This window comes from Pseudomonas huaxiensis (genome assembly GCF_003231275.1).
GTDB classification, from domain to species: Bacteria; Pseudomonadota; Gammaproteobacteria; order Pseudomonadales; family Pseudomonadaceae; genus Aquipseudomonas; species Aquipseudomonas huaxiensis.
Genome location: NZ_QKVL01000015.1, coordinates 16,642 through 37,857, shown reverse-complemented (window position 1 = coordinate 37,857; position 21,216 = coordinate 16,642). Strand labels below are relative to the sequence as shown.

Annotated in this window: 20 protein-coding genes; 16 read left to right on the top strand and 4 right to left on the bottom strand. The window is 63.7% G+C overall.

The window, feature by feature from the left end; translation table 11 throughout:
• Nucleotides 1–20 precede the first annotated feature (20 nt).
• From DM374_RS17245 to can, 3 genes are all read left to right on the top strand, one after another.
• Nucleotides 21–821 carry an energy transducer TonB gene (locus DM374_RS17245; protein ID WP_110971021.1) on the top strand — a complete coding sequence of 267 codons (801 nt, stop codon included), beginning with the start codon at nucleotides 21–23 and terminating at the stop codon, nucleotides 819–821.
• Nucleotides 814–1,266 (top strand): ribosomal protein S18-alanine N-acetyltransferase, encoded by a 453-nt coding sequence (gene rimI / locus DM374_RS17240; RefSeq protein ID WP_095158704.1) that lies wholly within the window; start codon nucleotides 814–816, stop codon nucleotides 1,264–1,266. Before DM374_RS17245 ends, rimI begins: the two co-directional genes overlap by 8 nt.
• A 65-nt stretch (nucleotides 1,267–1,331) precedes the next feature.
• A complete protein-coding gene (can, locus tag DM374_RS17235) occupies nucleotides 1,332–1,970 on the top strand; it encodes a carbonate dehydratase (RefSeq protein ID WP_110970960.1) in 639 nt (212 codons plus the stop codon).
• Between the two features lie 106 nt (nucleotides 1,971–2,076).
• Here can and DM374_RS17230 read toward each other — a convergent pair whose 3' ends face one another.
• Entirely contained in the window at nucleotides 2,077–3,228 is a 1,152-nt protein-coding gene (locus DM374_RS17230) for a hypothetical protein (protein WP_110970959.1), read from the bottom strand.
• Between the two features lie 83 nt (nucleotides 3,229–3,311).
• Here DM374_RS17230 and DM374_RS17225 point away from each other — a divergent pair, with 83 nt between their 5' ends.
• The gene (locus tag DM374_RS17225) at nucleotides 3,312–3,905 is read left to right on the top strand and encodes a YcbK family protein (protein ID WP_110970958.1); all 594 of its coding nucleotides are present in this window, start codon (nucleotides 3,312–3,314) and stop codon (nucleotides 3,903–3,905) included.
• On the opposite strand, the gene DM374_RS17220 is transcribed toward DM374_RS17225, so the two are convergent.
• Together DM374_RS17220 and DM374_RS17215 are read right to left on the bottom strand one after the other, a co-directional pair.
• The gene (locus DM374_RS17220) at nucleotides 3,853–4,188 is read right to left on the bottom strand and encodes a DUF2834 domain-containing protein (RefSeq protein ID WP_110970957.1); all 336 of its coding nucleotides are present in this window, start codon (nucleotides 4,186–4,188) and stop codon (nucleotides 3,853–3,855) included. The two genes, DM374_RS17225 and DM374_RS17220, sit on opposite strands and share 53 nt — an antisense overlap.
• A gap of 44 nt (nucleotides 4,189–4,232) precedes the next feature.
• A complete protein-coding gene (locus DM374_RS17215; RefSeq protein WP_110970956.1) occupies nucleotides 4,233–5,102 on the bottom strand; it encodes a LysR substrate-binding domain-containing protein in 870 nt (289 codons plus the stop codon).
• 130 nt (nucleotides 5,103–5,232) lie between these two features.
• On the opposite strand from DM374_RS17215, the gene DM374_RS17210 reads away from it, so the two are divergent.
• The 11 genes from DM374_RS17210 (at nucleotide 5,233) to DM374_RS17165 (ending at nucleotide 16,894) form a co-directional block, all read left to right on the top strand.
• On the top strand, nucleotides 5,233–5,838 hold the full coding sequence (locus DM374_RS17210; RefSeq protein ID WP_110970955.1) for a LysE family translocator: 606 nt from the start codon (nucleotides 5,233–5,235) through the stop codon (nucleotides 5,836–5,838).
• A 64-nt stretch (nucleotides 5,839–5,902) separates the two neighbouring features.
• Complete coding sequence (locus DM374_RS17205) at nucleotides 5,903–6,415, top strand: sigma-70 family RNA polymerase sigma factor (RefSeq protein WP_110970954.1); 513 nt, start codon at nucleotides 5,903–5,905, stop codon at nucleotides 6,413–6,415.
• Nucleotides 6,412–7,359, top strand: a complete 948-nt coding sequence (locus DM374_RS17200; RefSeq protein WP_225422527.1) for a FecR family protein — start codon at nucleotides 6,412–6,414, stop codon at nucleotides 7,357–7,359. Before DM374_RS17205 ends, DM374_RS17200 begins: the two co-directional genes overlap by 4 nt.
• 74 nt (nucleotides 7,360–7,433) lie before the next feature.
• Nucleotides 7,434–8,687 (top strand): TonB-dependent siderophore receptor, encoded by a 1,254-nt coding sequence (locus DM374_RS33765; protein WP_225422526.1) that lies wholly within the window; start codon nucleotides 7,434–7,436, stop codon nucleotides 8,685–8,687.
• Between the two features lie 6 nt (nucleotides 8,688–8,693).
• A complete protein-coding gene (locus DM374_RS33760) occupies nucleotides 8,694–9,917 on the top strand; it encodes a TonB-dependent siderophore receptor (RefSeq protein WP_225422525.1) in 1,224 nt (407 codons plus the stop codon).
• 154 nt (nucleotides 9,918–10,071) lie between these two features.
• Complete coding sequence (locus DM374_RS17190; RefSeq protein ID WP_110970952.1) at nucleotides 10,072–10,797, top strand: response regulator transcription factor; 726 nt, start codon at nucleotides 10,072–10,074, stop codon at nucleotides 10,795–10,797.
• Entirely contained in the window at nucleotides 10,794–12,137 is a 1,344-nt protein-coding gene (locus tag DM374_RS17185) for a sensor histidine kinase (protein WP_110970951.1), read from the top strand. Before DM374_RS17190 ends, DM374_RS17185 begins: the two co-directional genes overlap by 4 nt.
• Before the next feature lie 136 nt (nucleotides 12,138–12,273).
• Nucleotides 12,274–14,493, top strand: coding sequence for a TonB-dependent siderophore receptor (locus DM374_RS17180; protein ID WP_110970950.1), 2,220 nt, complete (start codon nucleotides 12,274–12,276; stop codon nucleotides 14,491–14,493).
• Nucleotides 14,494–14,677: 184 nt separating this feature from the next.
• Nucleotides 14,678–14,965 carry an iron transporter gene (locus tag DM374_RS17175; RefSeq protein ID WP_110970949.1) on the top strand — a complete coding sequence of 96 codons (288 nt, stop codon included), beginning with the start codon at nucleotides 14,678–14,680 and terminating at the stop codon, nucleotides 14,963–14,965.
• On the top strand, nucleotides 14,962–16,560 hold the full coding sequence (locus tag DM374_RS17170; protein ID WP_110970948.1) for a PepSY-associated TM helix domain-containing protein: 1,599 nt from the start codon (nucleotides 14,962–14,964) through the stop codon (nucleotides 16,558–16,560). The genes DM374_RS17175 and DM374_RS17170 overlap by 4 nt, the downstream gene beginning before the upstream one ends.
• A 1-nt stretch (nucleotide 16,561) precedes the next feature.
• Nucleotides 16,562–16,894: a DUF3325 domain-containing protein gene (locus DM374_RS17165; protein WP_110970947.1), complete on the top strand. Its 333-nt coding sequence runs from the start codon at nucleotides 16,562–16,564 to the stop codon at nucleotides 16,892–16,894.
• A gap of 101 nt (nucleotides 16,895–16,995) precedes the next feature.
• On the opposite strand, the gene DM374_RS17160 is transcribed toward DM374_RS17165, so the two are convergent.
• On the bottom strand, nucleotides 16,996–18,471 hold the full coding sequence (locus tag DM374_RS17160; RefSeq protein WP_110970946.1) for a methylenetetrahydrofolate reductase C-terminal domain-containing protein: 1,476 nt from the start codon (nucleotides 18,469–18,471) through the stop codon (nucleotides 16,996–16,998).
• A gap of 218 nt (nucleotides 18,472–18,689) precedes the next feature.
• Between DM374_RS17160 and metE the strand changes: the two genes are divergently transcribed.
• The gene (gene metE, locus DM374_RS17155; RefSeq protein ID WP_110970945.1) at nucleotides 18,690–20,987 is read left to right on the top strand and encodes a 5-methyltetrahydropteroyltriglutamate--homocysteine S-methyltransferase; all 2,298 of its coding nucleotides are present in this window, start codon (nucleotides 18,690–18,692) and stop codon (nucleotides 20,985–20,987) included.
• Nucleotides 20,988–21,216 lie beyond the last annotated feature (229 nt).

Here is a 21,216-nt window from a genome sequence, read left to right as displayed (position 1 = left end):
ATCCACAGATGGCCGCTTCCTTGCTGACCGAGTCCCGCCGCCGCGCTTACCTGAACGCCATGCAAGTGGTGCACTGGCTGCCGCGTGCCGAACTGCCGTTCGCCGCGCCGTCGCGCCCGGAGCTGCTGTTGCCGCTCGAGCCGCTGGTCGAGGAACTGCCACCGGAAGTGCCGGCCCGGGCAGTTCCCGCTGTTGCCCAGTCTGTTGTTAAGCCCGTGGTGAAGCCGGCAGAGCGGCCGAAAATCGAGATTCCCCGCCCGAGCGTCACCGCCAAGGCGACTGTCAAACCGGTCGAGACGCCGGAAGACGCGCCCGCGCCGGTCAAGGCCGTGGTCGTGCCGCCACCGCGTTTCGCCTTGCAGTTGCTGCGTGCCGGCAACTGCCTGCTGCTGGTCGAACTGGCAACTGGCGAGGCCTTCCAGAGTCGCGATCCGTCCTACCTGCTGCTCAAAGACATGCTGCGTGCCGCCGGCCTTCCCGACAGCCCGCAGATCGTCGGCGAGCCGGTGCGCTGGCCGCTGCTGGTGCGCGGCAGCCTCGACCAGGGCCCGGATGCCGCACGGGACTTCGTCCAGGGCTTCATTCAGGCCCGGCTCGAAGAGGTGCCGTGCGCCTGTCTGTGGTTGATCGGCCTGCCGGCCATCCGCTTTGCCGGCGAAGGCGACGAAGCGTCTTATACCCGTGAATGGGCGGTGCAAGGCCTGGGCACTGCCTGGGGGCTGCCGTCCCTTGAATTGTTGATGGACGAGCCGCCGCGCAAGGCGGACGTCTGGAAAGCCATGCGCCGGCTGATGGCGCGCTGGAAACCGCACAATGAGTGACACCCTCAGCTTCCGTCGGATGACCGAGGCGGATCTGGATAGCGTACTGAAGATCGAATACGCCGCCTTCAGTCACCCCTGGACCCGCGGGATCTTCCTCGACGCGCTGAAAAGCTATGAAGTCTGGTTGATGTTCGAAGGTGAGCAACAGGTCGGTCATGGCGTGATCAATGTGATCATCGACGAGGCGCACCTGCTCAACATCACCGTCAAGCCGGAGAGCCAGGGCCGCGGCCTGGGCCTGGCGCTGCTGGAACAGTTGATGAAGCGCGCCTATGAGTCGAACGGTCGTGAGTGCTTCCTTGAAGTCCGCGCCAGCAACCAGTCGGCCTACCGCTTGTATGAGCGCTATGGTTTCAACGAAGTGGGTCGGCGCCGCGATTACTACCCGGCGCCGGGTGGCCGCGAAGATGCGCTGGTGATGGCCTGCACCCTCATCGAATAAAGGGCGCGTGACCCGCTCGGGTCGCGGCCTGTCATAACAAGGCATCATTTCCGTGAGGCTTGAACATGCACGACCTGCAAGAACTGATCGATAACAATGCGCGTTGGGCGGACAGCATCACCCAGAAGGACCCTGATTTCTTCGCCAAGCTGGCGAACCAGCAGACGCCTGAATTCCTCTGGATCGGCTGCTCGGATGCGCGGGTTCCGGCCAACGAGATCGTCGGCATGCTGCCGGGCGACCTGTTCGTCCACCGCAACGTTGCCAACGTGGTGCTGCACACTGACCTGAACTGCCTGTCGGTGATCCAGTACGCGGTGGATGTGCTCAAGGTGCGGCATATTCTGGTGACCGGCCACTACGGTTGTGGTGGTGTACGGGCGTCGATGCAGGACCGCCAGTTCGGCCTGATCGACGGCTGGCTGCGTTCGATCCGCGACCTGTATTACGAGCACCGCGTCGAGCTGTCGAAGCTGCCCACCGAGGAAGAGCAGGTGGACCGGCTGTGCGAGCTGAACGTGATCCAGCAAGTGGCCAACGTCGGCCATACCACCATCGTCCAGAACGCTTGGCATCGCGGCCAGGAGCTGTCGGTGCATGGCTGCATCTACGGTATCAAGGATGGTCGCTGGAAGAGTCTGGACGTGACCATCAGCGGGCTTGACCAGTTGCCGCCGCAGTATCGGTTGCGACCGCAGGAGTAAACCTGTTTCGGAGCCACATGGTCCCTTGTGGGAGCTGGCTTGCCAGCGATGGCGTCAGTCCGGGCAACATCGCTGGCAAGCCAGCTCCCACAGGGTCAGGTTATCCTCAGATTTCTTCGACCGGCTTCTGCAACTCGCGCAGCTTGCGCGTCACCGCGCCGGTATTGCACTTCGCGCTCGCCTGTTCTGGCGTCATCTCGCGAATGGTCCGGTAGAACAATTCACACGTCTGCTTCTTCGCGGTCACCTGCCACTTCTGCGTGCAGGCGTTCAGTGTCGCCTGCGGGTCGGCGTTCGGATTGCGGCCCACGCCAGCCTGCCAGCAGGCGGCGCTGAGGTCCTGGCCCATCATCTTCAGGCCTGCCGCATCGGCCTTGTCCTGATCACCACCGTTGTTGGCCGGGTCCGCTGCATACCAGATCGCGCTCGGGTGGTTCGAGCCCAGCACCGGCACTTGCTGTCCGGGCGTCGGGCTGATGGTCACCAGGCCCAGCACTTTCAGGGTCGGGCCGTACTGCTGCTGGATCCAGGTACGTACCGGCGAGCCGAAGGCCACCATCGGCAGCGAGGCACCACTCTGGGTGCGGGTGACTTCCTTGACCATGCGCACCTGGTAGTCCTGGAAGTAGCTGTAGACGCCTTCCAGGTCCTTGCCGGCGCTGGCCGGCGCGGCGATCGGGGCGATATCGACGATGGTCTGGTAAGCCGGGGTTTCTGTGGCGGGGATGCCGTTGAAGGTCAGCAGGCTGGCCCAGCGATCAGTGGTGTTGGAGCGTAGGTAGTCCTGGGCCTGGGTCAGCGAATAATCCGGGGGGAAGTGCAGCAGCTCGATGCTGCGGCGGTTTTCCAGGGCCATGCCCAGCGGCAGGAACAGGTACCAGCTATAAGCCCATTTACCATCGGCGTTGAGCTTTTTCGCACCGTTGTAGGCCAGCTCGCCGGTGTCGAGCAGGGCGGTCAGCGGCTTGCCGTAGTCCGCCGGGACGCCGCCGATTTCGGCATGCAGCTTGTCGTTGTCACGCCGTACCTTCACCGTCGCGGCCGGGTAGCCGTCGCGTTGCACGCTCTGAGTCAGGTAGTGCTCGACGGTCTTTTCCAGCGACCAGTCGCGAAAGCAGATCACGCTGCAGTTGTTGGGGTAGGCGAACAGCCGGGTCACGCGCTCCTGGCTGCCCAACTCCACCCGGGTGTCGGCCACTGCCTGGCTGGCAGCGGCGAGAGCGATCAGGCCCAAAGCGATCGGTGCAATCTTATGCATGCTTAACTCCTTGTCAGGTTTCTCCCTCCGATCGGGAGGATTGCCATACTGGGGGAGTTGCCGTGGCCATGGGAAGAGGGCGGATGAACGAATGGAAACGGGCGATTACGGTCTTGTTGATCAGCACTGCGGCCCAGGCGGACGAGCGCGATCTCAGCCTGTTTGCCCAATGGACGGCGGACCATCAGACCCGGCCCTTCCGCGAAATGCTGGTGGATGCACGCCTGTACGGTGTAGTGCCGCTGTATCAATTGTTGCGTTCGGCCAGCGACTGGCGCCAGTGCCGCGCCGAGCCTTTCGCGGTGCCGCCCGCGGCGCAATGGCCAGATGTACGCAGCACCTTGCGGTTGCTGGACCTGCTCAGTGATGAACGGATCCTCGGACCCTATGAAGTGGTGTCGGCCTACCGTGCCCCGGCACTCAACCGTTGCGCCGGCGGCGCGGTCGGCAGTGCCCACACCCGCGCCTTCGCCGTCGATCTGCTGCTGGCCAAGGGCAGCGACCCGCAAGCGTTGTGCCGTTTCTGGCAGCGCTATGGAAAGGTCTGGAATATGGGCCTGGGGCGTTACCCGTCAGGGCGGATTCATATCGACACCGCCGGCTATCGCACCTGGGGTGGCGACTTCAGCCCGGATTCGTCGTTCTGTGTACGGCTGGCGAATGACGAAACCCGTTGATCACCAGATACAGCAATGGACCGATGGACACGAATACCGCCGTCAGCAGGAAATACGGCAGCACGCTGAGCAGCGAGCGACCTTTGGCTCGCGCGTCCTGAGCCATCCAGGCGCAAGCGAGGCCGGCCATGATGTAAAGGTCGATCACCACCTGCGCGGTGTCAGTGCTGGACATCAGTTGCAGACCGAACTGCAGCAGTGATTGTTCGGCAATGCTCATGCTGTAGAGCGTGTAGCCGGTGAAAGCGAGGAGGGTGATCAGGGCCAGCCAGGGCTTGTTCATCGTGCAGTCCTTGCGTCGGAAAATTCTGAGGGCCGAGTGTAACTTCACGCCGGGTTGCTGTGGGTCTGCTCAATCACCCAGTCGGCAAAGCGCTGGCATGTCTGCGATTCCTCCAAGGGCTGCGGGCACAGCAGCACATACGCCGAGCCGTCGCGAACAAAGCCGTGGGGCGCCTGCAACTGGCCGCTGGCGAGTTCATCGCCGACCATCATTCGCGACGCCATGGCCACGCCGAGGCCCGCCACCGCGGCCTGAATGCACAGGTAGAAATGTTCGTAATCGGCGCGGCTTTCGCTGTTGTCCGGCTGTCCGCTCAGGCGCAGCCAGGTGGCCCAGGCGCCAGGGCGAGTGGTGCTGTGCAGCAGACGCTGGCCGGTGAATCCCTGCGCGGGCAACGACCGCGAAGGGCTGACGACCGGCCCGACCCACTCGTCGCAGATTTTCCGCACGTGCAGCCCGTCTTCCCACTGAAAGTCGTCGCGGCGCAGCGCCAGGTCGATGCCGCTGCGGGCGAAGTCCACCGGGCCGCCAGCCGCCATCAGGTGCAACTGGATATCCGGGTGCGCGGCCTGGAACGCCGGCAGCCGCGGGATCAGCCACTTCATCGCCAGGGTAGGCTCGCAGGACAACACCAGCACGTTTTCCCTGGTCTGTTGTTGCAGGCGGTAGACCGTGCCTTCGAGCTGTTCGAACACCGACTGGGTGGTTGCCAGCAAGGCTCTGCCGGCGGCATTGAGGAAGATCGCGCGGTTGCGGCGTTCGAACAGTTCCACCCCCAGCGACGCTTCCAGCAAGCGCACCTGGCGGCTGACCGCGCCATGGGTAACGTGCAACTGTTCAGCGGCGCGGACGAAGCTGCCGGTGCGTGCGGCAACGTCGAAATAGCGAAAAGCGGTGAGCGCGGGCAATTTCATATCTGTGAGGAAAACTAGCGGATTTGTCGCACTATAAATCGCTTTTTAAGCGATAGGCAGGCTTTCGATAATGTCGGCCCGCGTAGTCGATCTGCGCTATTTTCTCGCGTATCCAGAAAGGAAGCCTGTTGTGAACGAACTCATCGCCGTTGCCCTGTTCACCGTGTTGGCGGTCATCAGCCCCGGGCCGGATTTCGCCATGGTCACCCGGGCCAGCTACGCCTTCGGCCGGCGCAGCGGCCTGTTCGCCGCGCTCGGCATCGCCTGTGGCGTACAGGTGCATGTGTTGTACACCGTGCTCGGGGTGTCCGTGCTGGTGCAGCATTCGCCGACGCTGTTCCTGTTGATGAAAGTGCTCGGCGCCGGCTACCTGATCTACCTCGGCTACAGCTCGCTGACCAACACCCGTCGCCTGTCACTGGATGGCGAAGCGCCCGCAGCCAGAGGCACCTTCGTCGCGGGTTTTCTCACCAACGCGCTCAATCCCAAGACGCTGCTGTTCGTGGTCAGCGCTTACACCCAGGTGGTCGGACCGGGCAGCTCGCTGGCGCAGCAATTCGGCTACGGCCTGTTCATGTCCGTGGCCCACTGGCTGTGGTTCAGCCTGGTGGCGTTGGGCTTTTCCAGTGCGCCGCTGCGCCGGGTGATGATCGAGCGTCAACTGCTTGTGGACCGGGTGATCGGCATGGCGCTGCTCGGGCTGGGCGTGACGGTGCTGTTCGCCAGTGTGCGTTGAGCGGATTGCAACTTTCTGTGTCAGCGCCGTAAGATAGAATCATTCCCATTTAGTCCTGTGTCCCATGAAAGCCACTCCGCCAGCAGACAGTCTCGATGCGTTGTACAAGGGCTATCACGGCTGGCTGTTGAGCTGGCTGCGGCGGCGCCTGGATTGTCCGCACAATGCCGCGGACACGGCCCAGGACACCTTCATCCGTTTGCTGGGCGCGGGCGCCTATGTCACGCCGCGTGAGCCGCGGGCGTTTCTCGCCACCGTGGCGCGGCGCCTGTTGGTGGATCGCAGCCGGCGACACAAGCTCGAGCAGGCTTACCGCGATGAGCTGGCGCGGCATGCCGAATTCATGGAACAGGTACCGTCTGCGGAACAGGTGATGGCTGCGGTGCAGGCCTTGGAACATATCGCCCGGGCGCTGGAAAACATGTCGCCGCGTATGCGCCAGGTGTTCGTCCTGCGCCATCTGGATGGCTTGAGCCATGCGCAGATCGCCGAGCAATTGAACGTCTCGACCAAGACCGTGCAGAACGATCTGGTCCAGGCACTGCTGCAATGCCACGCCGCCGGCGGTGTGCTGTGAAGCTCCCGGCGGCGGTGCTGCGTCAGGCGGCCAAATGGCTGGTGCGTATGGATGACGAACCGGATGCCGAGGCGCGGGAAGCCTTCCGCGTCTGGTTGACTGCCGATCCTGCCCATCTGAAGGCCGTTCAGGCGCTACAGGGTAGTCTGGCGCCACTGCATGATCTGCCGAGCGCGCCGGTGCGCGCGGCGCTGGGCACCGTGGTCCCGCGTTCCCGGGCGCGGCGCAGCCTCAAGGTGCTGGCCATCGCGGCGCTGCTGGCGATTCCCGCCGGGCTGACGCTGCAGCAATTTCCGCCGGCCTATCTGTTGGCCGATATCCGCACGGGCGTAGGCCAATGGAGCAGCCAGCAACTGCCCGACGGCAGCCGTATCCAGCTTGATGGCCGTTCGGCGGTGGACCTGCAATTCGATGGGCAAACCCGCACCCTGCGCCTGGTCAGCGGCGAAATCCTCGTCGATGTGGCCAAGGATGCCAGCCGGCCCTTCCTGGTGCTCACCGAACACGGCAGCGTGCGCGCCCTGGGCACGCGCTTCGTGGTGGAGCGCCTGGGTGAGTCCACGCGGTTGGCGATGATCGAATCCAGCACCGAAGTGAAGAGCGCCGGCGACAGCGTCACCGTGCCGGCCGGTCAGCAGGTGCAGTTCGACGGTCATGGCATCCAGCCGGCGCAACCGGTGGACGGTGTCGGGCTGGAGCAGGCGTGGAACGCTCATCAACTGGTGATTCGCGAGCAGCCGCTGAACCAGGTGCTGGAGCGTCTGGCCCGTCATCATGGCGGTTACCTGAGCTATGACGCGAAGGCGCTGGCCGGCCTGAAAGTGTCCGCAGTGCTGCCCGCCGATGACAGCGAGCGTGCATTGCGTTTGCTGGCGCGCAGCTTGCCGATTCAGGTCGAGCACTACACCCCGTGGCTGACCCGGGTGCGTCTCGAACAGAAATAGTTCTCAAACCTTTTTCCACTAATCGTTTGCCGTGCGTCCTTGTACTAGCCAACACCTAACGAGGACTACGCAAGATGTCTGTATCGCTACGCCCCCGCAACGCCAGCAGTGCCCTGGCGCTGGCCATCCACTTCGCCATCGTCGGCGCCCCTTTGTTCGCGACCTTGCCGGCCCAGGCCCAGCAACAGGTGCAGCGCTACGACATCCCGGCCGGCGCGCTGGGTGATGTGCTGAGCCGTTATGCCCGCGAATCCGGCGTGGCGATTTCCTTCAATGCCGAGCAGGTGGCGCGCAAGCGCAGCACTGGTCTGCAAGGCAGTTATGGCGTGCCGGAAGGCTTCGCCACGCTGCTGCGCGGTCAGGGCCTGCAAGCCCAGTCCAGCCCGGACGGCTATGTGTTGATCGACATTCCACAGGTCAACGGCGCGCTGGAACTGGGCGCGACCAGTGTCACCGGCGTGGGGCTGGGGAGCACCACCGAAGGCACGGGTTCCTACACCACCGGTGCCACCAACACCGCCACCAAATTGAACATGAGCCTGCGCGAAACCCCGCAGTCGGTGAGCGTGCTGACCCGCCAGCGCATCGACGACCAGAACCTGCGCAGCATCGGCCAGGTGTTGGAACAGGCGCCGGGGCTCAACGTGCAGAGCCCGGGCAGCGACCGGCTCTACGTGTTCTCCCGCGGCCTGGCCATCGACAACTATCAGTTCGATGGCATGCCCACCACGTCCTTCGCCTTCAGCCAGGCGCTGCCCCATGCGCTGGCGGACATGGCGATCTACGACCGGGTCGAAGTGGTGCGCGGCGCCACCGGCCTGCTCTCTGGCGCAGGCGACCCCTCTGGCACCGTCAACCTGGTGCGCAAGCGTCCCACCGACACCTTCAAGGGCTATGTCAGCGCCGGCCTCGGCTCCTGGGACCTGTACCGCACTGAAGTGGACGTCTCCGGCCCGCTGACCGACAGCGGTAACGTGCGTGGCCGGGCAGTGGCGGCGTATCAACAGGGCAACAGCTTCACCGACCACCTGCAGCAGGAAAAAACCATCCTCTACGGGATCACCGAATTCGACCTGAGCGACAGCACCTTGCTCACCGTCGGCGTGGACTATCTGGACAGCGACCCGCGCGGGTTCTCCACCACCGGCCTGCCGCTACTTGATCGCTACGGCAACAAACTGCGCACCTCGCGCTCCGACAACCCGGCCAGCCGCGACAGCAGCAACCATCAGGAAATCATCAACAGCTTCGCCTCCATCGAGCAAAAGCTGGCCAATGACTGGACCCTGAAACTGTCCACCAGCTACCTCTACGGTACCCGCGACTAGGATTCGGTGATCGCCGGCACCTCCACCGGCTTCGTTGATCCGGTTACTGGCAGCGGCCTGAAATACACCGCCACCAAAGGCGAGAACTGGCAGAAGCAAAAAGGCCTCGACCTGATGCTCTCCGGCCCGTTCCAGGCCTTCGGCCGCGAACATGAACTGGTCATGGGCTTCAACTATCAGGACTACGAAAACCGCCGCAACGGCTTCGGCCATCCCACCGCGTCCGGTGGCAGCAACAACCTCGTCAGCGGCCTGCCGGTGAATATCCGCACCTGGGACAACTACGGCCCGCGCCCGACCTACAGCATCAACCGCGAAGACGACAATCTGCAGCAGCGGCAGAACGGCGCCTACCTGGCGACCCGCCTCAAGCCCACCGACGACCTTTCGCTGGTGCTCGGTGCGCGGGTGAGCAACTACAAATACGGTGCCAGCTACCACTACAACGTGCCGTCGATGGTTTACCTGAACACCGACGATTCGGTGCGGGTCAGCGGCGAGGTCACGCCCTATGCCGGCGTCGTCTACGACCTCGACGACAACCACTCGCTCTACGCCAGCTACACCAGCATCTTCAAGCCGCAAACCTACAAGGACCAGAGCGGCAAACTGCTCGACCCGCGAGAAGGCGACAACTACGAAATCGGCCTCAAGGGCGAGTACTTCGACGGTCGCCTGAACACCGCCATCGCGCTGTTCGAGGTGAAGCTGGAAAACGACAACGTGGCTGACGGCATCATCATCGGCACCGACTACGACACCGCCTACGCCGCGAAGAAAACCACCACCCGTGGTTTCGAAATGGAAGTCAGCGGCGAGATCCTCCCGGGCTGGAACGTCGATGCCAGCTACAGCCACTCGCGGGTCAAAGACAGCGAAGGCGAGCGGATCAAGACCATCATCCCGACAGACATCTTCAAACTCTGGACCACCTACCGCCTGCCCGGCGCGCTGGAGCGCCTGACCGTTGGCGGCGGTGTGAACTGGCAGAGCAGCATCCACTTCACCTCCGAAAGCTGGATGTTGCCATCGCCGTCGACCTACAAGCAGGACGACTACGCCACGGTCGGCCTGATGGCCCGCTACCAGCTCACCTCCCAATGGTCGGCGACCGCGACGGTCAACAACCTGTTCGACAAGAAGTACGTGAGTTCGCTGGATGAGAACTTCTATAGCGGAAGTTATGGAGAACCGCGGAATGTGATGGTGACGACGAAGTGGGAGTTTTGAGAATGTAGGCTTGTCCCCCCTCATGCACTGAGGGGGGCTGTTTTAATCAGTACCGGATCAGCGAATAAAAAATAGACATCACCCTGTGGGCATCTTCCCCATCTTTAGTCAGAATGCGCGACAAAGAAACATTCTCATTTGCAAGGTGTCCCCCATGCAGCCCGCTGCTTCCCCACGCGCTCCGATCCGTATCCTCGCCATCGAGGACGACCCGGTGTTGTCCGCCCATATCGACAGCCACCTGGGCCAACGCGGGTTTGCCGTGACGGTGCGGCATGACGCCAGTGACGTGGTCGAGCTAGTGCGCGACGGCGCCTATGACCTGGTGCTGCTGGATATCCTGCTGCCGGACAGCAATGGCCTGGAGATGCTCGCCGAATTGCGCCGGCGCCAGCGGGTGCCGGTGATTCTGATGTCGGCGCTGGGGGCCGAGCAGGACCGTATCGTCGGGTTCAGCCAGGGCGCCGACGACTACCTCCCCAAGCCGTTCAGCATGGGCGAGATGGATGTGCGCATCGACGCGATCCTGCGTCGCGTGGCCTACGAGCGGGCAGATCACAGCGGCCATGAGGCGCTGGGCCAGGCGCTTGACCTGACCTTCGATCCGCTGCGCAGCGATGTGTGCAACAACGGTGTCTGGGCGGATCTCACCAGCACCGAATACCGCATCCTCGAAACCCTGCTGCACTCGCCCAACGAAGTGCTGAGCAAGACCTTCCTTTACCAGCAGGCGCTGCACCGGGCCTACTCGATCCACGATCGCAGCCTCGACATGCACGTCAGCCATATTCGCCGCAAATTGCAGTCCATCGGCTACAGCGCCGGCCGGGTGGAGACGGTGCGCGGCGCCGGTTATGTGCTCAAACGCGTGACGCCATGACGCTGCCCGATCGCCATTCGCTGTTCTGGAAACTGGTGGGTGGCATTGCCCTGTTGAGCCTGTTGATCATCAGCCTGCACGTGGATGTCAGCCAGCGCATCGAGACCTCGACCGCCAAATTGCCTGAGCCGACCCGACAGATTCTCGCCGACTACGCACACGAGGCAGAGAGCGCCTGGACCGAAAACGGCACGCCCGGTGTGGATGAGTTTCTGGCGTCGTTAAGGGAACGAGAGGGCGTCTGGGCGGCGGTGGTCGGGCAGCATGACATGTCGTTGTCGTCACGCCCGTTACGCGGGCGCGAGCGCAAGAAACTCAACTTCATGCGAACTCTGGACTGGTCAGTGGGCCGGCCCGGTGGCACGCCGACGTTCTACATCCCGTTCAGTGACAGCGAAGCCCGGCTGGTGATGGACCTGCCGCCGCGGCTGGACCCGCGCAAGTACAACCATCTGTGGCGACTGTTGCTGGAGCGGCTGTTGCCGGCCTGCCTGGCGCTGGGTCTGGGCGTGTTGCTGTACCGCACGGTGATCGCGCCCATGGTGATTCTGCGCCGCCAGGCCAACGCCCTGAGTACCGGCAATCTCTCGGCCCGGGTCGGCACGCAACTCACTCGCCGGCGTGATGAATTGGGCGAGCTGGCGAGGGCGTTCGACCACATGGCCGGGCGCCTGGAAAACACCGTCGGCTTCCAGCGCCAGTTGCTCCGCGACCTGTCCCACGAACTGCGTACACCCTTGAGTCGTCTGCGCGTCACCGGCGAGCGCGAGCAGGACACCGTCGCGCTGCGTCAGCGTCTTGAGCGGGAAGTGCAGAGCATGGAGCGGCTGATCAACGACACCCTTGAGCTGGTCTGGCTCGACACCGAACGCCCGCTGCTGCCGCTGGAACCTGTGGATATCGGGCGCTTGTGGGAGGTGTTGTGTGAGGACGTCTGCTACGAAAGCGGCTGGCCCGCCGAGCAGTTGCACAACGACCTGCCTGCGGGCTGCGCCGTGCTCGGCAACCTCAACAGCCTGGCCCAGGCGATGGAAAACATCCTGCGCAACGCCGTGCGCCACTCGCCGCCCGGCGGGATCGTGCGCCTGGGTGGCAACCGCGATGGCGATGACTGGCACCTGTGGATCGAAGACCAGGGCCCGGGTGTGGCACCGGCCAAGCTGGAAAGCATTTTCCAGCCCTTCACCCGGCTCAACGCCGCGCGTCCCGGCGGCGACGGTTTCGGCCTGGGGCTGTCGATCGCGCGCAGTGTGGTGCAGTTGCAGGGCGGTGAAGTCTGGGCGCAAAACCGCACGCCAGGGCTGCGCGTAAACCTCAGGCTGAAAATGTATGAAATGTAAAAAAGATTTACTCTCATTTACGAATCTATAGCATTCGCGCTCGTCCCGGGCAGACTTGGGGCGAGTCGGATGTCATCGTTTTTCCATTCCTCTCGCTCCTTTTCTGCATGCCCTCATTGCGAAAGGAGCGTCGTCGATGCAACCCCGATTCAAGCTCAACCATCTTTGCCTGGCCCTGTTGGCCGCATCCCCTTCGACCCTGCTGGCCGCGCCCGACGCGCAGACCGCAGAGGCGCTGGAGCTGAGCGACACCCATGTGGTGGCCACTGCCGCGGAAGAGCTGAAGCAGGCGCCCGGCGTCTCTCTGATTACCGCTGAAGACATCAAGAAACGCCCGCCGGTCAACGACCTGTCCGAGATCGTCCGCAAGATGCCCGGCGTCAACCTCACTGGCAACAGCGCCAGCGGTACCCGTGGCAACAACCGGCAGATCGACCTGCGCGGCATGGGCCCGGAAAACACCCTCATCCTGATCGATGGCAAGCCGGTCACGTCACGCAACTCGGTGCGCTACACCCGCTCCGGCGAACGCGACACCCGTGGCGACAGCAACTGGGTGCCGGCCAACGAAGTCGAGAGCATCGAAGTCCTGCGCGGCCCGGCCGCGGCGCGTTACGGTTCCGGCTCCATGGGCGGCGTGGTCAACATCATCACCAAGCGTCCGACCCAGGCCCTGACCGGCAGCATCTCGGCCTTCACCAATCTGCCCGAAGACGACGCCGAGGGCGTGACCAAGCGCACCACCTTCAGCCTCGCCGGCCCGCTGACCGACTCGCTGACCTTCCGCGTCTACGGCAACCTGAACAAGACCGATGCCGACGACGCCGACATCAACCAGGCTCACACCGACACTGCTTCCGGTGCGTCCCTCGCCGCAGGCCGCGAAGGCGTACGCAACAAGGACGTCAACGCGCTGCTGAGCTGGGCGCTGGACAACCAGCAGACCCTCGATTTCGAAACCGGCTTCAGCCGCCAGGGCAACATCTACACCGGTGACGTCGGCACCGGCGGCACTGATTCGTTGACCCCGGGCAGCACGGTCAACCAGTGGCTCGGTCGCGAAACCAACACGATGTACCGGCAGAACTTCTCCGTCACCCACCGTGGTGACTGGGAATTCGGCACCTCGCGCCTGCTCGCGCAGTACGAGAAGACCCGCAACGATCGCCTGCTGGAAGGCCAGACCGGTTCGGTCGACGGCGATATCAGTGGCAACGACAAGTCCCTGAGCACCTACGACAGCTACCTGGTCCAGGGCCAACTGGACATCCCGCTGCAGGTGCTGGTGGCGCAGACCCTGACCCTCGGTGCCGAGTGGAATTACCAGGAACTGGACGACCCGAGCACCATGAACCGCGCCATCGGCACCACCCTGCCGAACTCCGCTGCGGGCGCGCGGGCCACCGACATGGACTCCACCATCATGGCGGTGTATGCCGAAGACAACATCGAGCTCACACCCAACTGGTACCTGACGCCGGGCCTGCGCCTGGACCACCACGACCAGTTCGGCGCCAACTGGAGCCCGAGCCTGAACACCTCGTACAAGCTCACCGATGACATCACCCTCAAAGGTGGCGTCGCCCGGGCCTTCAAGGCGCCGAACCTGTACCAGTCCAACCCCAACTACCTGTACCGCAGCAATGGCAACGGCTGTGCGCCGAGCCTGAGTTCGACGGGCTGCTACGTGGTGGGCAACGCCAACCTCGACCCGGAAATCAGCATCAACAAAGAGCTGGGCATCAGCTTTGCCCGCGACGGTTGGAGCGCCGGCCTGACCTACTTCCGCAACGACTACGAGAACAAGATCGTCTCGTCCAACGACCTCGCCGGACGCACCTCGGCCAACGAAGCGATCCTGCGCTGGGACAACGCCAAGGATGCCGTGGTCAAGGGCTGGGAAGGCAACATCGGCGTGCCGCTGCTGGGCGAGGCCGGCGAGATCCTGAGCTGGAACAGCAACCTCACCTACATGGATTCCAACGAAGACAGCGACGGCAACCCGCTGTCGGTGGTGCCGGAATACACCGTCAACACCATGCTCGACTGGCAGGTGACCCAGGCCCTGGCCCTGAGCCTGACCGGCACCTACTACGGCAAGCAGGAACCGCGCCGCTTCAACCCGACCCGTGACGTCGACGTCACCGCGCAGAACGAGCTGAAGACCCTCGATCCGTACCATGTCTGGGGTGTTGGCGGCACGTATGAAGTGAACAAGAACCTGTCGTTCGGTGCGGGCATCAACAACCTGTTCGACAAGCGCGTGTACCGCGAAGGCGCCGGCACCAGCTCGGGGGCGAGCACGTACAACGAACCGGGTCGTGCGTTCTATGCGTCGGTGACGACCAGCTTCTGATGTGACCTGCCTCCCTGGCCGCCGTGATGGTCAGGGAGGGGCATCGGGGTCGCCTGTGCTGGCCCCATCGCTGGCAAGCCAGCTCCCACAGGATCGGTGTGCGCCGGCCTGTGGGAGCTGGCTTGCCAGCGATGAGGCCAGCACAAAGCGGCCCGGCTCCGTCCTCTTTTTGATGAGGCCCCCCATGAAAACAACAACCTTCTCCTGGCCGATGCTCTCCCGCATCGTCGCCGCGATTCTGGGCGGTTACGCCTTCACCTACGCCTTCACCGCCGCCCTGGCCCGGCTGTTGCCGCTGGACAAGGTCGATGCCCTGATCAGCGCCAGCCTGCTGTCCTTCGCCGTCTACACCGCCTTTATCCTCTGGGCCTTCGCCTGCCGCAGCGCCGCCCGCGTCTGGGCCGGGCTGGCGCTGGCAGTGCCGTTGGCGGTGATCGGCTTCTGGCCGCAACTGATGGAGACCCTGAGATGAAACCGAAGACCATCACCCAATCGCTCTCGTGGATGCACACCTGGAGCGGGCTGATCTTCGGCTGGGTCCTGTTTGCGATTTTCCTGACCGGTACCCTCGCGGTGTTCGACAAGGAAATCGACGGCTGGATGCGCCCGGAAATCCCGACCCACAATCTGAGTCAGGACGAGGCCGTGCAGCGCGGGCTGGATTACCTGCAACGCAATCATCCCGGCGCCAGCGCCTGGAATATCGGCCTGCCTGGCGAGCGTTCGCCGAACCTCACCGTTTCCGCCGGCGAGCAGCGCCGTGGCGGCGGCACCGCGCTCGACCCACACACCGGCGAGCCGCTGGACGTGCGCGAAACCGCGGGCGGCGGTTTCTTCTTCCGCTTCCACTTTACCCTCAACCTACCGCGCAACATCGGCATCTGGGTGGTCGGGCTGGCGGCCATGGCGATGCTCGCGGCGCTGATCAGCGGCATCGTTATCCACAAGAAATTCTTCAAGGAGTTCTTCACCTTCCGCCCGGCCAAGGGCCAGCGCTCCTGGCTCGACGCGCACAACGCCACGGCCGTGCTGGTGCTGCCCTTCCACCTGATGATCACCTACACCGGGCTGGTGATTTTCTACCTGATCTATATGCCGGCGGCGTCCGACGCGCTGTTCGATGGCGATCGCGATGCGCTGAACCGGGCCTTGCGCGGCATGCCGGCGGCGCAACATGCGGCGCCGGCAAACGCTGCTCAGCAGGGGCAGTCGCGCGGCGAACATGCGGGCGGCGGACGCGGCGGTGAGGCGGGCAGGGCCCGTGGTGAAGCGGCACCGTTGACCCCCTTGGCGCCGCTACTCGCCGAGGCGGAAAAGGCCATGGGCCCGTTGTCCGGGTTGTCGATCCAGAACCCTGGGCGCAGCGACGCGCGTATCGAAGTACGGCCGATCCTCGGCAACCGCATCGAACTGACCAAGGGTCAGAGCATGGTCTTCGACGGCGTCAGCGGCAAAGTGCTGCGCGCGCCCGCCGAGAGCCGCCCGAGCCTGCTGACCCAGCGTGTGATGTCCGGCATGCACTTCGCCCAGTTCGGCGGTTATCCGATGCGCTGGCTGTACTTCCTTTGTGGCCTGGCGAGTTGCGCGATGATCGCGACCGGACTGGTGCTGTTCACCGTCAAGCGCCGCCGCCGACACGACAGCGAAGGCGCCCTCGGCGCGCTGCTCTACCATGTTGCCGAGCGGCTCAACGTCGCCGTGGTGGCCGGCCTGTCGCTGGCCTGCATCGGCCTGCTCTGGGCCAACCGCCTGCTGCCGGTGGAACTGGCGCAGCGCGGCGGCTGGGAGGTGCGGGTGTTCTTCCTGATCTGGCTGGCGACCCTCGGCCACGCCATCGTCCGGCCATGGCTGCGTGCCTGGCAGGAACAGCTCGGCCTGGCGGCGCTGCTGTGCCTGACCCTGCCGTTGCTGAACTTCCATACCGTCAACCGTGGCGACTTCATCCTCCTGGAAATCACCACCGTACTGATCGGCGCCTTGCTCGGCGGGTGTTGCTGGAAACTCGGCCAGCCGCCCAAGGAACGCCCCGCCCGGCGCGCCGCGAGCGCCAGCCTGGAGGTGAATTGAGATGAGCATCGCGTTATCTACAGGCTGGCTGCTGGCCTACAGCGGCATGCTGGGTTTGTGCCTGGGGCTGGAACGGCACTTCAAGCAGGTCTGGCAGCGCGTCCCCTCGCTGATGCTGAGTCGTGCGCTGCGGGTTGGCGGCTGGTTGGCGCTGTTGGCCAGCTTCGCCGCGAGTGTCGCGGCCTGGGGCTGGGCGATGGGACCGATTGGCTGGTTCGGGCTGATCTCGTTGGCAGGGCTGGCGCTGGTGCTGTTGTTGCCGTATCGGGCGCGAACGGCGGTGTGGCTGGCTGTTGCGGGGTGGCCGTTGTTGGGAGGTGTGGTTGTCTTCTAACGAAGCATTTTCTAATGATCACTAATCTAGTCAGAAAGCCGTTTTTATCGACTCTTTGACCAGGTTTCTGGTCATTCGAACCTGCTGGCTGACCACACTGATCACGGTGCCATGGTTGTCACGGATTCCCGAGAAGGCACTGCCGGCGTCTGCACCTCGAACCACTGCGGCCACGAACTCTGATGCCGTCCACCCACTTCCACGCAGGGAATCAGCCGCTCGCTCAATACCGTTGTCTGCCCGACGGCTTTGGCGATGCGGTACTTGATGCTGTGAATGCACTCCCGGTCGCCAAACTCGCAACGGTTCAGCTGGGTGCCGCCGCAAGGCCCGTTGGCCAGGCCTTTCGGGCAGGTTTCCGGGCAGGTGTAGAGGGTGTCTTCAAGGCGACAGCGGCCGCAGGTGTCGCACCCCACCAAGGGCCTTTTCAGGCTGCGTTCGATGCGGTGCAGCCAGCGTGCTCCCGTGGCTGTTGACCACAGCGGTCGCTGCACCGCCCAGCCGAAGGCGCGGCTCAGCAGGGTGGTGCGACTGAACAGTTGCGCGTGAAAACCGGACAGCAAGTGATAGCGGAGCTTTTCCGTGGGCGAGGCGCTGACCCGCGATTCGCCCGCGCGCCAGTCCATGCCGGGCGGATGGAACGTCACTGGCGGTACGCCCGGCATTTGCCAACTGGCGGCCCAGGCCTGTGCCCATTGCTCCGAGGTGTGGACCTTCGTTTCCCAGTGATCGAGCGCCTGTTCCAGCGCCTGCAACTGTCGCTCCTCATGGATGCCGGAGAGGTGGATGCCGGCATAGCCGATCAACCGCAGCCCGATGATCTGCAGCGCCAGCCGCTCGACGCTGCGGGCCTGGGCATGGTCTTTCGAGACGGCTTCTTCCGCCGCCATCAGCGCGTGCATCGACGGCGAAACGGTGACCCCGGCGACCTGTTCGAGCATGCTCGCCCGCCCGCGGGTGAGGCTCATGATGCAGGCCAGCAGCGGCTTGGGTGAGGGTTGTCGGCTCATCCAGTCGAAGGCTTCGCGGAACTTGTCCATGTCGAAACCCAGTTGCAGGGTCATGAAGTCCGCGCCTGCGGCCAGCTTCTTTTCGGCCTTGAAATACTGCGCGCCGCCTTCTTCCTCGCGGTACTTGAACGGGTTGAGGGCGGCGCCGAGCAGCCAGTCCGGCCGCGCCTGACGAACGATCTGCAACGCCGGTACCGATTCCAGGTAGCGCACCGACTGTTGGCCGGGTTCGTGGCCCGGCAGGCGGTCGCCGGTGAGCATCAGCAACTGGTCGAGGCCGAGGGCGTCCATCCGTTCCAGTTGCGCCAGCAGGTCCTGGCGCTCGCGGTTCTTGCCGGAGAAGTGCAGCAGGGCGGGGATGGGCCGGGTGAGGGTGGTGAAGGCTTCTTCGGGCGACAGGTCGAACGCGCTGCCCACGCGATCGCCGATGGCCGCGATCATTGGCCAGCCGCGGAACTCGCTACGCGCCATCACCTGTTCGAACGCGGCAAAACGCTGCGGCTTGGGCACGAACTCCATGACGCACACGAACTGCTTTTGCCGTAGCGCCTGTTTCAACACATTCATGATTTCTCGTTACCCGCGCGGGCTGACCGTGCGGCCATTCTGGACCATGTTGGCGGCGAGTCCATGCCCGAGACCGTACGAAACTGATTTGAAAAAGACATCCCCGGAAAAACAGAACATGAGTGAATCTCTAGATCATCGTTAAGAAAATGAGTTTGTCTCATTTAATGCGAATCCCGACAATTCCCTCATTCATTTTTAGGGTGAGGGAACTACACATGGCTTTGGCACATAACCTGGGCTTTCCACGCATCGGACGCGACCGTGAACTGAAAAAGGCACAGGAAGCGTTCTGGAAAGGCGAACTGGATGAAGCCGGTCTGCGCGCTGTTGGCCGCGATCTGCGCGCCAGCCATTGGCAGGCACAGAAAGACGCCGGTATCGAGCTGCTGCCGGTCGGCGACTTCGCCTGGTACGACCAGGTGCTGACCCACTCGCTGACCTTCGGCGTGATCCCCGAGCGCTTCCGCAGCCACGGCGATGCCAAGCCGACCCTGCAGACCCTGTTCGCCATGGCCCGTGGCGTCAGTGGCGGTTGTTGCGGCGGCGCCCATGCCCAGGAAATGACCAAGTGGTTCGACACCAACTACCACTATCTGGTGCCTGAGTTCAGCGACGATCAGCAGTTCGAACTGAGCTGGGAGCAACTGTTCGATGAAGTCGAAGAAGCCAAGGCCCTGGGCCATGCGGTCAAGCCGGTGGTGATCGGCCCGCTGACCTACCTGTGGCTGGGCAAGACCAAGGGCGTCGAGTTCGACAAGCTCGATCTGGTCGATCGCCTGTTGCCGCTGTACGACCAGATTTTCAATCGCCTGGCCGAACAGGGCGTAGAGTGGGTGCAGATCGATGAGCCGATTCTGGTCCTCGACCTGCCGCAGGATTGGAAGAATGCCTACGAGCGCGTTTACAACATCCTGCAGCGGGCGCCGCTGAAGAAGATGATCGCCACCTACTTCGGTGGCCTGGAAGACAACCTCGGCCTGGCCGCCAATCTGCCGGTGGAGGGCCTGCACATCGATCTGGTCCGCGCGCCGGAGCAGTACCCGACCATCCTCGATCGTCTGCCGGCTTACAAAGTGTTGTCCCTGGGTGTGGTCAACGGCCGTAACGTCTGGCGCTGCGACCTGGAAAAAGCACTGGACGTCCTGCGCCACGCTGCGGCTCGCTTGGGTGACCGTCTCTGGGTCGCGCCGTCCTGCTCGCTGCTGCACAGCCCGGTGGACCTGGGCCGCGAAGACAAGCTGGATACCGAGCTGAAAAGCTGGCTGGCCTTCGCCGTGCAGAAATGCCAGGAAGTCGCTGTGCTGACCAAGGCCATCAACGAGCCGGAAGCTGCTGACGTGATTACTGCCCTGGCACAGAGCCATGCCGTGCAGGCCAGCCGCGCCGCCTCGCCCCGTATTCACAAGCCAGCGGTACAGGCGCGTCTGGCGGCGATCAAACCTGCTGACAGCCAGCGCCTTTCCGCTTTCGAACAGCGCATCGCCAAGCAACGTGCCGGCCTCGATCTGCCCGCGTTCCCGACCACCACTATCGGTTCTTTCCCACAGACTTCGGCGATCCGCCTGGCGCGGCAGTCCTTCAAGCAGGGCAAGCTGACCGAGTCCGATTACGTCGAAGCGATGCAGAGCGAGATCCGCCACGCCGTGCAGATCCAGGAGCAACTGGGCCTCGACGTGCTGGTGCACGGTGAAGCCGAGCGCAACGACATGGTCGAGTACTTCGCCGAGCAGATCGACGGCTATGTCTTCACCCGTTTTGGCTGGGTGCAGAGCTACGGTTCGCGCTGCGTGAAACCGGCAGTGATCTTCGGTGACCTGAGCCGTCCGAAAGCCATGACCGTCGAGTGGATTCGCTACGCTCAGGGCCTGACCGACAAAGTGATGAAGGGCATGCTGACCGGCCCGGTGACTATGCTGATGTGGTCATTCCCGCGGGAAGACGTGAGCCGTGAAGTCCAGGCGCGGCAGTTGGCGCTGGCGATCCGCGACGAAGTGGTGGACCTGGAAGCCGCCGGCATCAAGATCGTGCAGATTGACGAAGCCGCCTTCCGCGAAGGCCTGCCGCTGCGCCAGAGCGCGTGGGGACATTATCTGGATTGGGCGACCGAAGCCTTCCGCCTGTGCGCCTCAGGTGTGCGTGACGAAACCCAGATCCACACCCATATGTGCTACAGCGAGTTCAACGACGTGATTGAGTCGATCGCCGCGATGGACGCCGACGTCATCACCATCGAGACCTCACGTTCGGACATGGAGTTGCTGGAGGCCTTCGAGAAGTTCGACTACCCGAACGAGATCGGCCCGGGCGTCTACGACATCCACTCGCCACGCGTGCCGGCCAAGGAAGAGATCGTCAAACTGCTGCGCAAGGCGGCGAAGCGGATTCCGGCGGAGCGTCTGTGGGTCAACCCGGACTGCGGGCTGAAGACGCGGGGCTGGCCAGAGACCGAGGCGGCGCTGGTGAACATGGTGGCGGCGGCGCGGGAGTTGCGGGGGGATAAGTCGTTGGTCTGATTGGCTTTGTTGTACCGAAAAGGTCTCATCGCTGGCAAATACCGCTCAAACCGCATAATGCCTGTCAGTTAAACCCATTGGGGCCGCTTTGCAGCCCTTCGCGAGCAAGCTCGCTCCTACAGTGTAGGAGCGAGCTTGCTCGCGAAGGGCCTCAACAGGTTTAACTGACTGGCATTACCCAAACCGCCGGCTTTTTTGTTTGTTACTTCTCAGCCACCTGCAGCACCTT

Bases quoted from the DNA above. Each gene is read 5' to 3' on its own strand.
- rimI (WP_095158704.1), top strand. From the start codon at position 814: ATGAGTGACACCCTCAGCTTCCGTCGGATGACCGAGGCGGATCTGGAT.
- can (WP_110970960.1), top strand. From the start codon at position 1,332: ATGCACGACCTGCAAGAACTGATCGATAACAATGCGCGTTGGGCGGAC.
- DM374_RS17230 (WP_110970959.1), bottom strand. From the start codon at position 3,228: ATGCATAAGATTGCACCGATCGCTTTGGGCCTGATCGCTCTCGCCGCT.
- DM374_RS17225 (WP_110970958.1), top strand. From the start codon at position 3,312: ATGAACGAATGGAAACGGGCGATTACGGTCTTGTTGATCAGCACTGCG.
- DM374_RS17220 (WP_110970957.1), bottom strand. From the start codon at position 4,188: ATGAACAAGCCCTGGCTGGCCCTGATCACCCTCCTCGCTTTCACCGGC.
- DM374_RS17215 (WP_110970956.1), bottom strand. From the start codon at position 5,102: ATGAAATTGCCCGCGCTCACCGCTTTTCGCTATTTCGACGTTGCCGCA.
- DM374_RS17205 (WP_110970954.1), top strand. From the start codon at position 5,903: ATGAAAGCCACTCCGCCAGCAGACAGTCTCGATGCGTTGTACAAGGGC.
- DM374_RS33765 (WP_225422526.1), top strand. From the start codon at position 7,434: ATGTCTGTATCGCTACGCCCCCGCAACGCCAGCAGTGCCCTGGCGCTG.
- DM374_RS17190 (WP_110970952.1), top strand. From the start codon at position 10,072: ATGCAGCCCGCTGCTTCCCCACGCGCTCCGATCCGTATCCTCGCCATC.
- DM374_RS17185 (WP_110970951.1), top strand. From the start codon at position 10,794: ATGACGCTGCCCGATCGCCATTCGCTGTTCTGGAAACTGGTGGGTGGC.
- DM374_RS17180 (WP_110970950.1), top strand. From the start codon at position 12,274: ATGCAACCCCGATTCAAGCTCAACCATCTTTGCCTGGCCCTGTTGGCC.
- DM374_RS17175 (WP_110970949.1), top strand. From the start codon at position 14,678: ATGAAAACAACAACCTTCTCCTGGCCGATGCTCTCCCGCATCGTCGCC.
- DM374_RS17170 (WP_110970948.1), top strand. From the start codon at position 14,962: ATGAAACCGAAGACCATCACCCAATCGCTCTCGTGGATGCACACCTGG.
- DM374_RS17165 (WP_110970947.1), top strand. From the start codon at position 16,562: ATGAGCATCGCGTTATCTACAGGCTGGCTGCTGGCCTACAGCGGCATG.
- DM374_RS17160 (WP_110970946.1), bottom strand. From the start codon at position 18,471: ATGAATGTGTTGAAACAGGCGCTACGGCAAAAGCAGTTCGTGTGCGTC.
- metE (WP_110970945.1), top strand. From the start codon at position 18,690: ATGGCTTTGGCACATAACCTGGGCTTTCCACGCATCGGACGCGACCGT.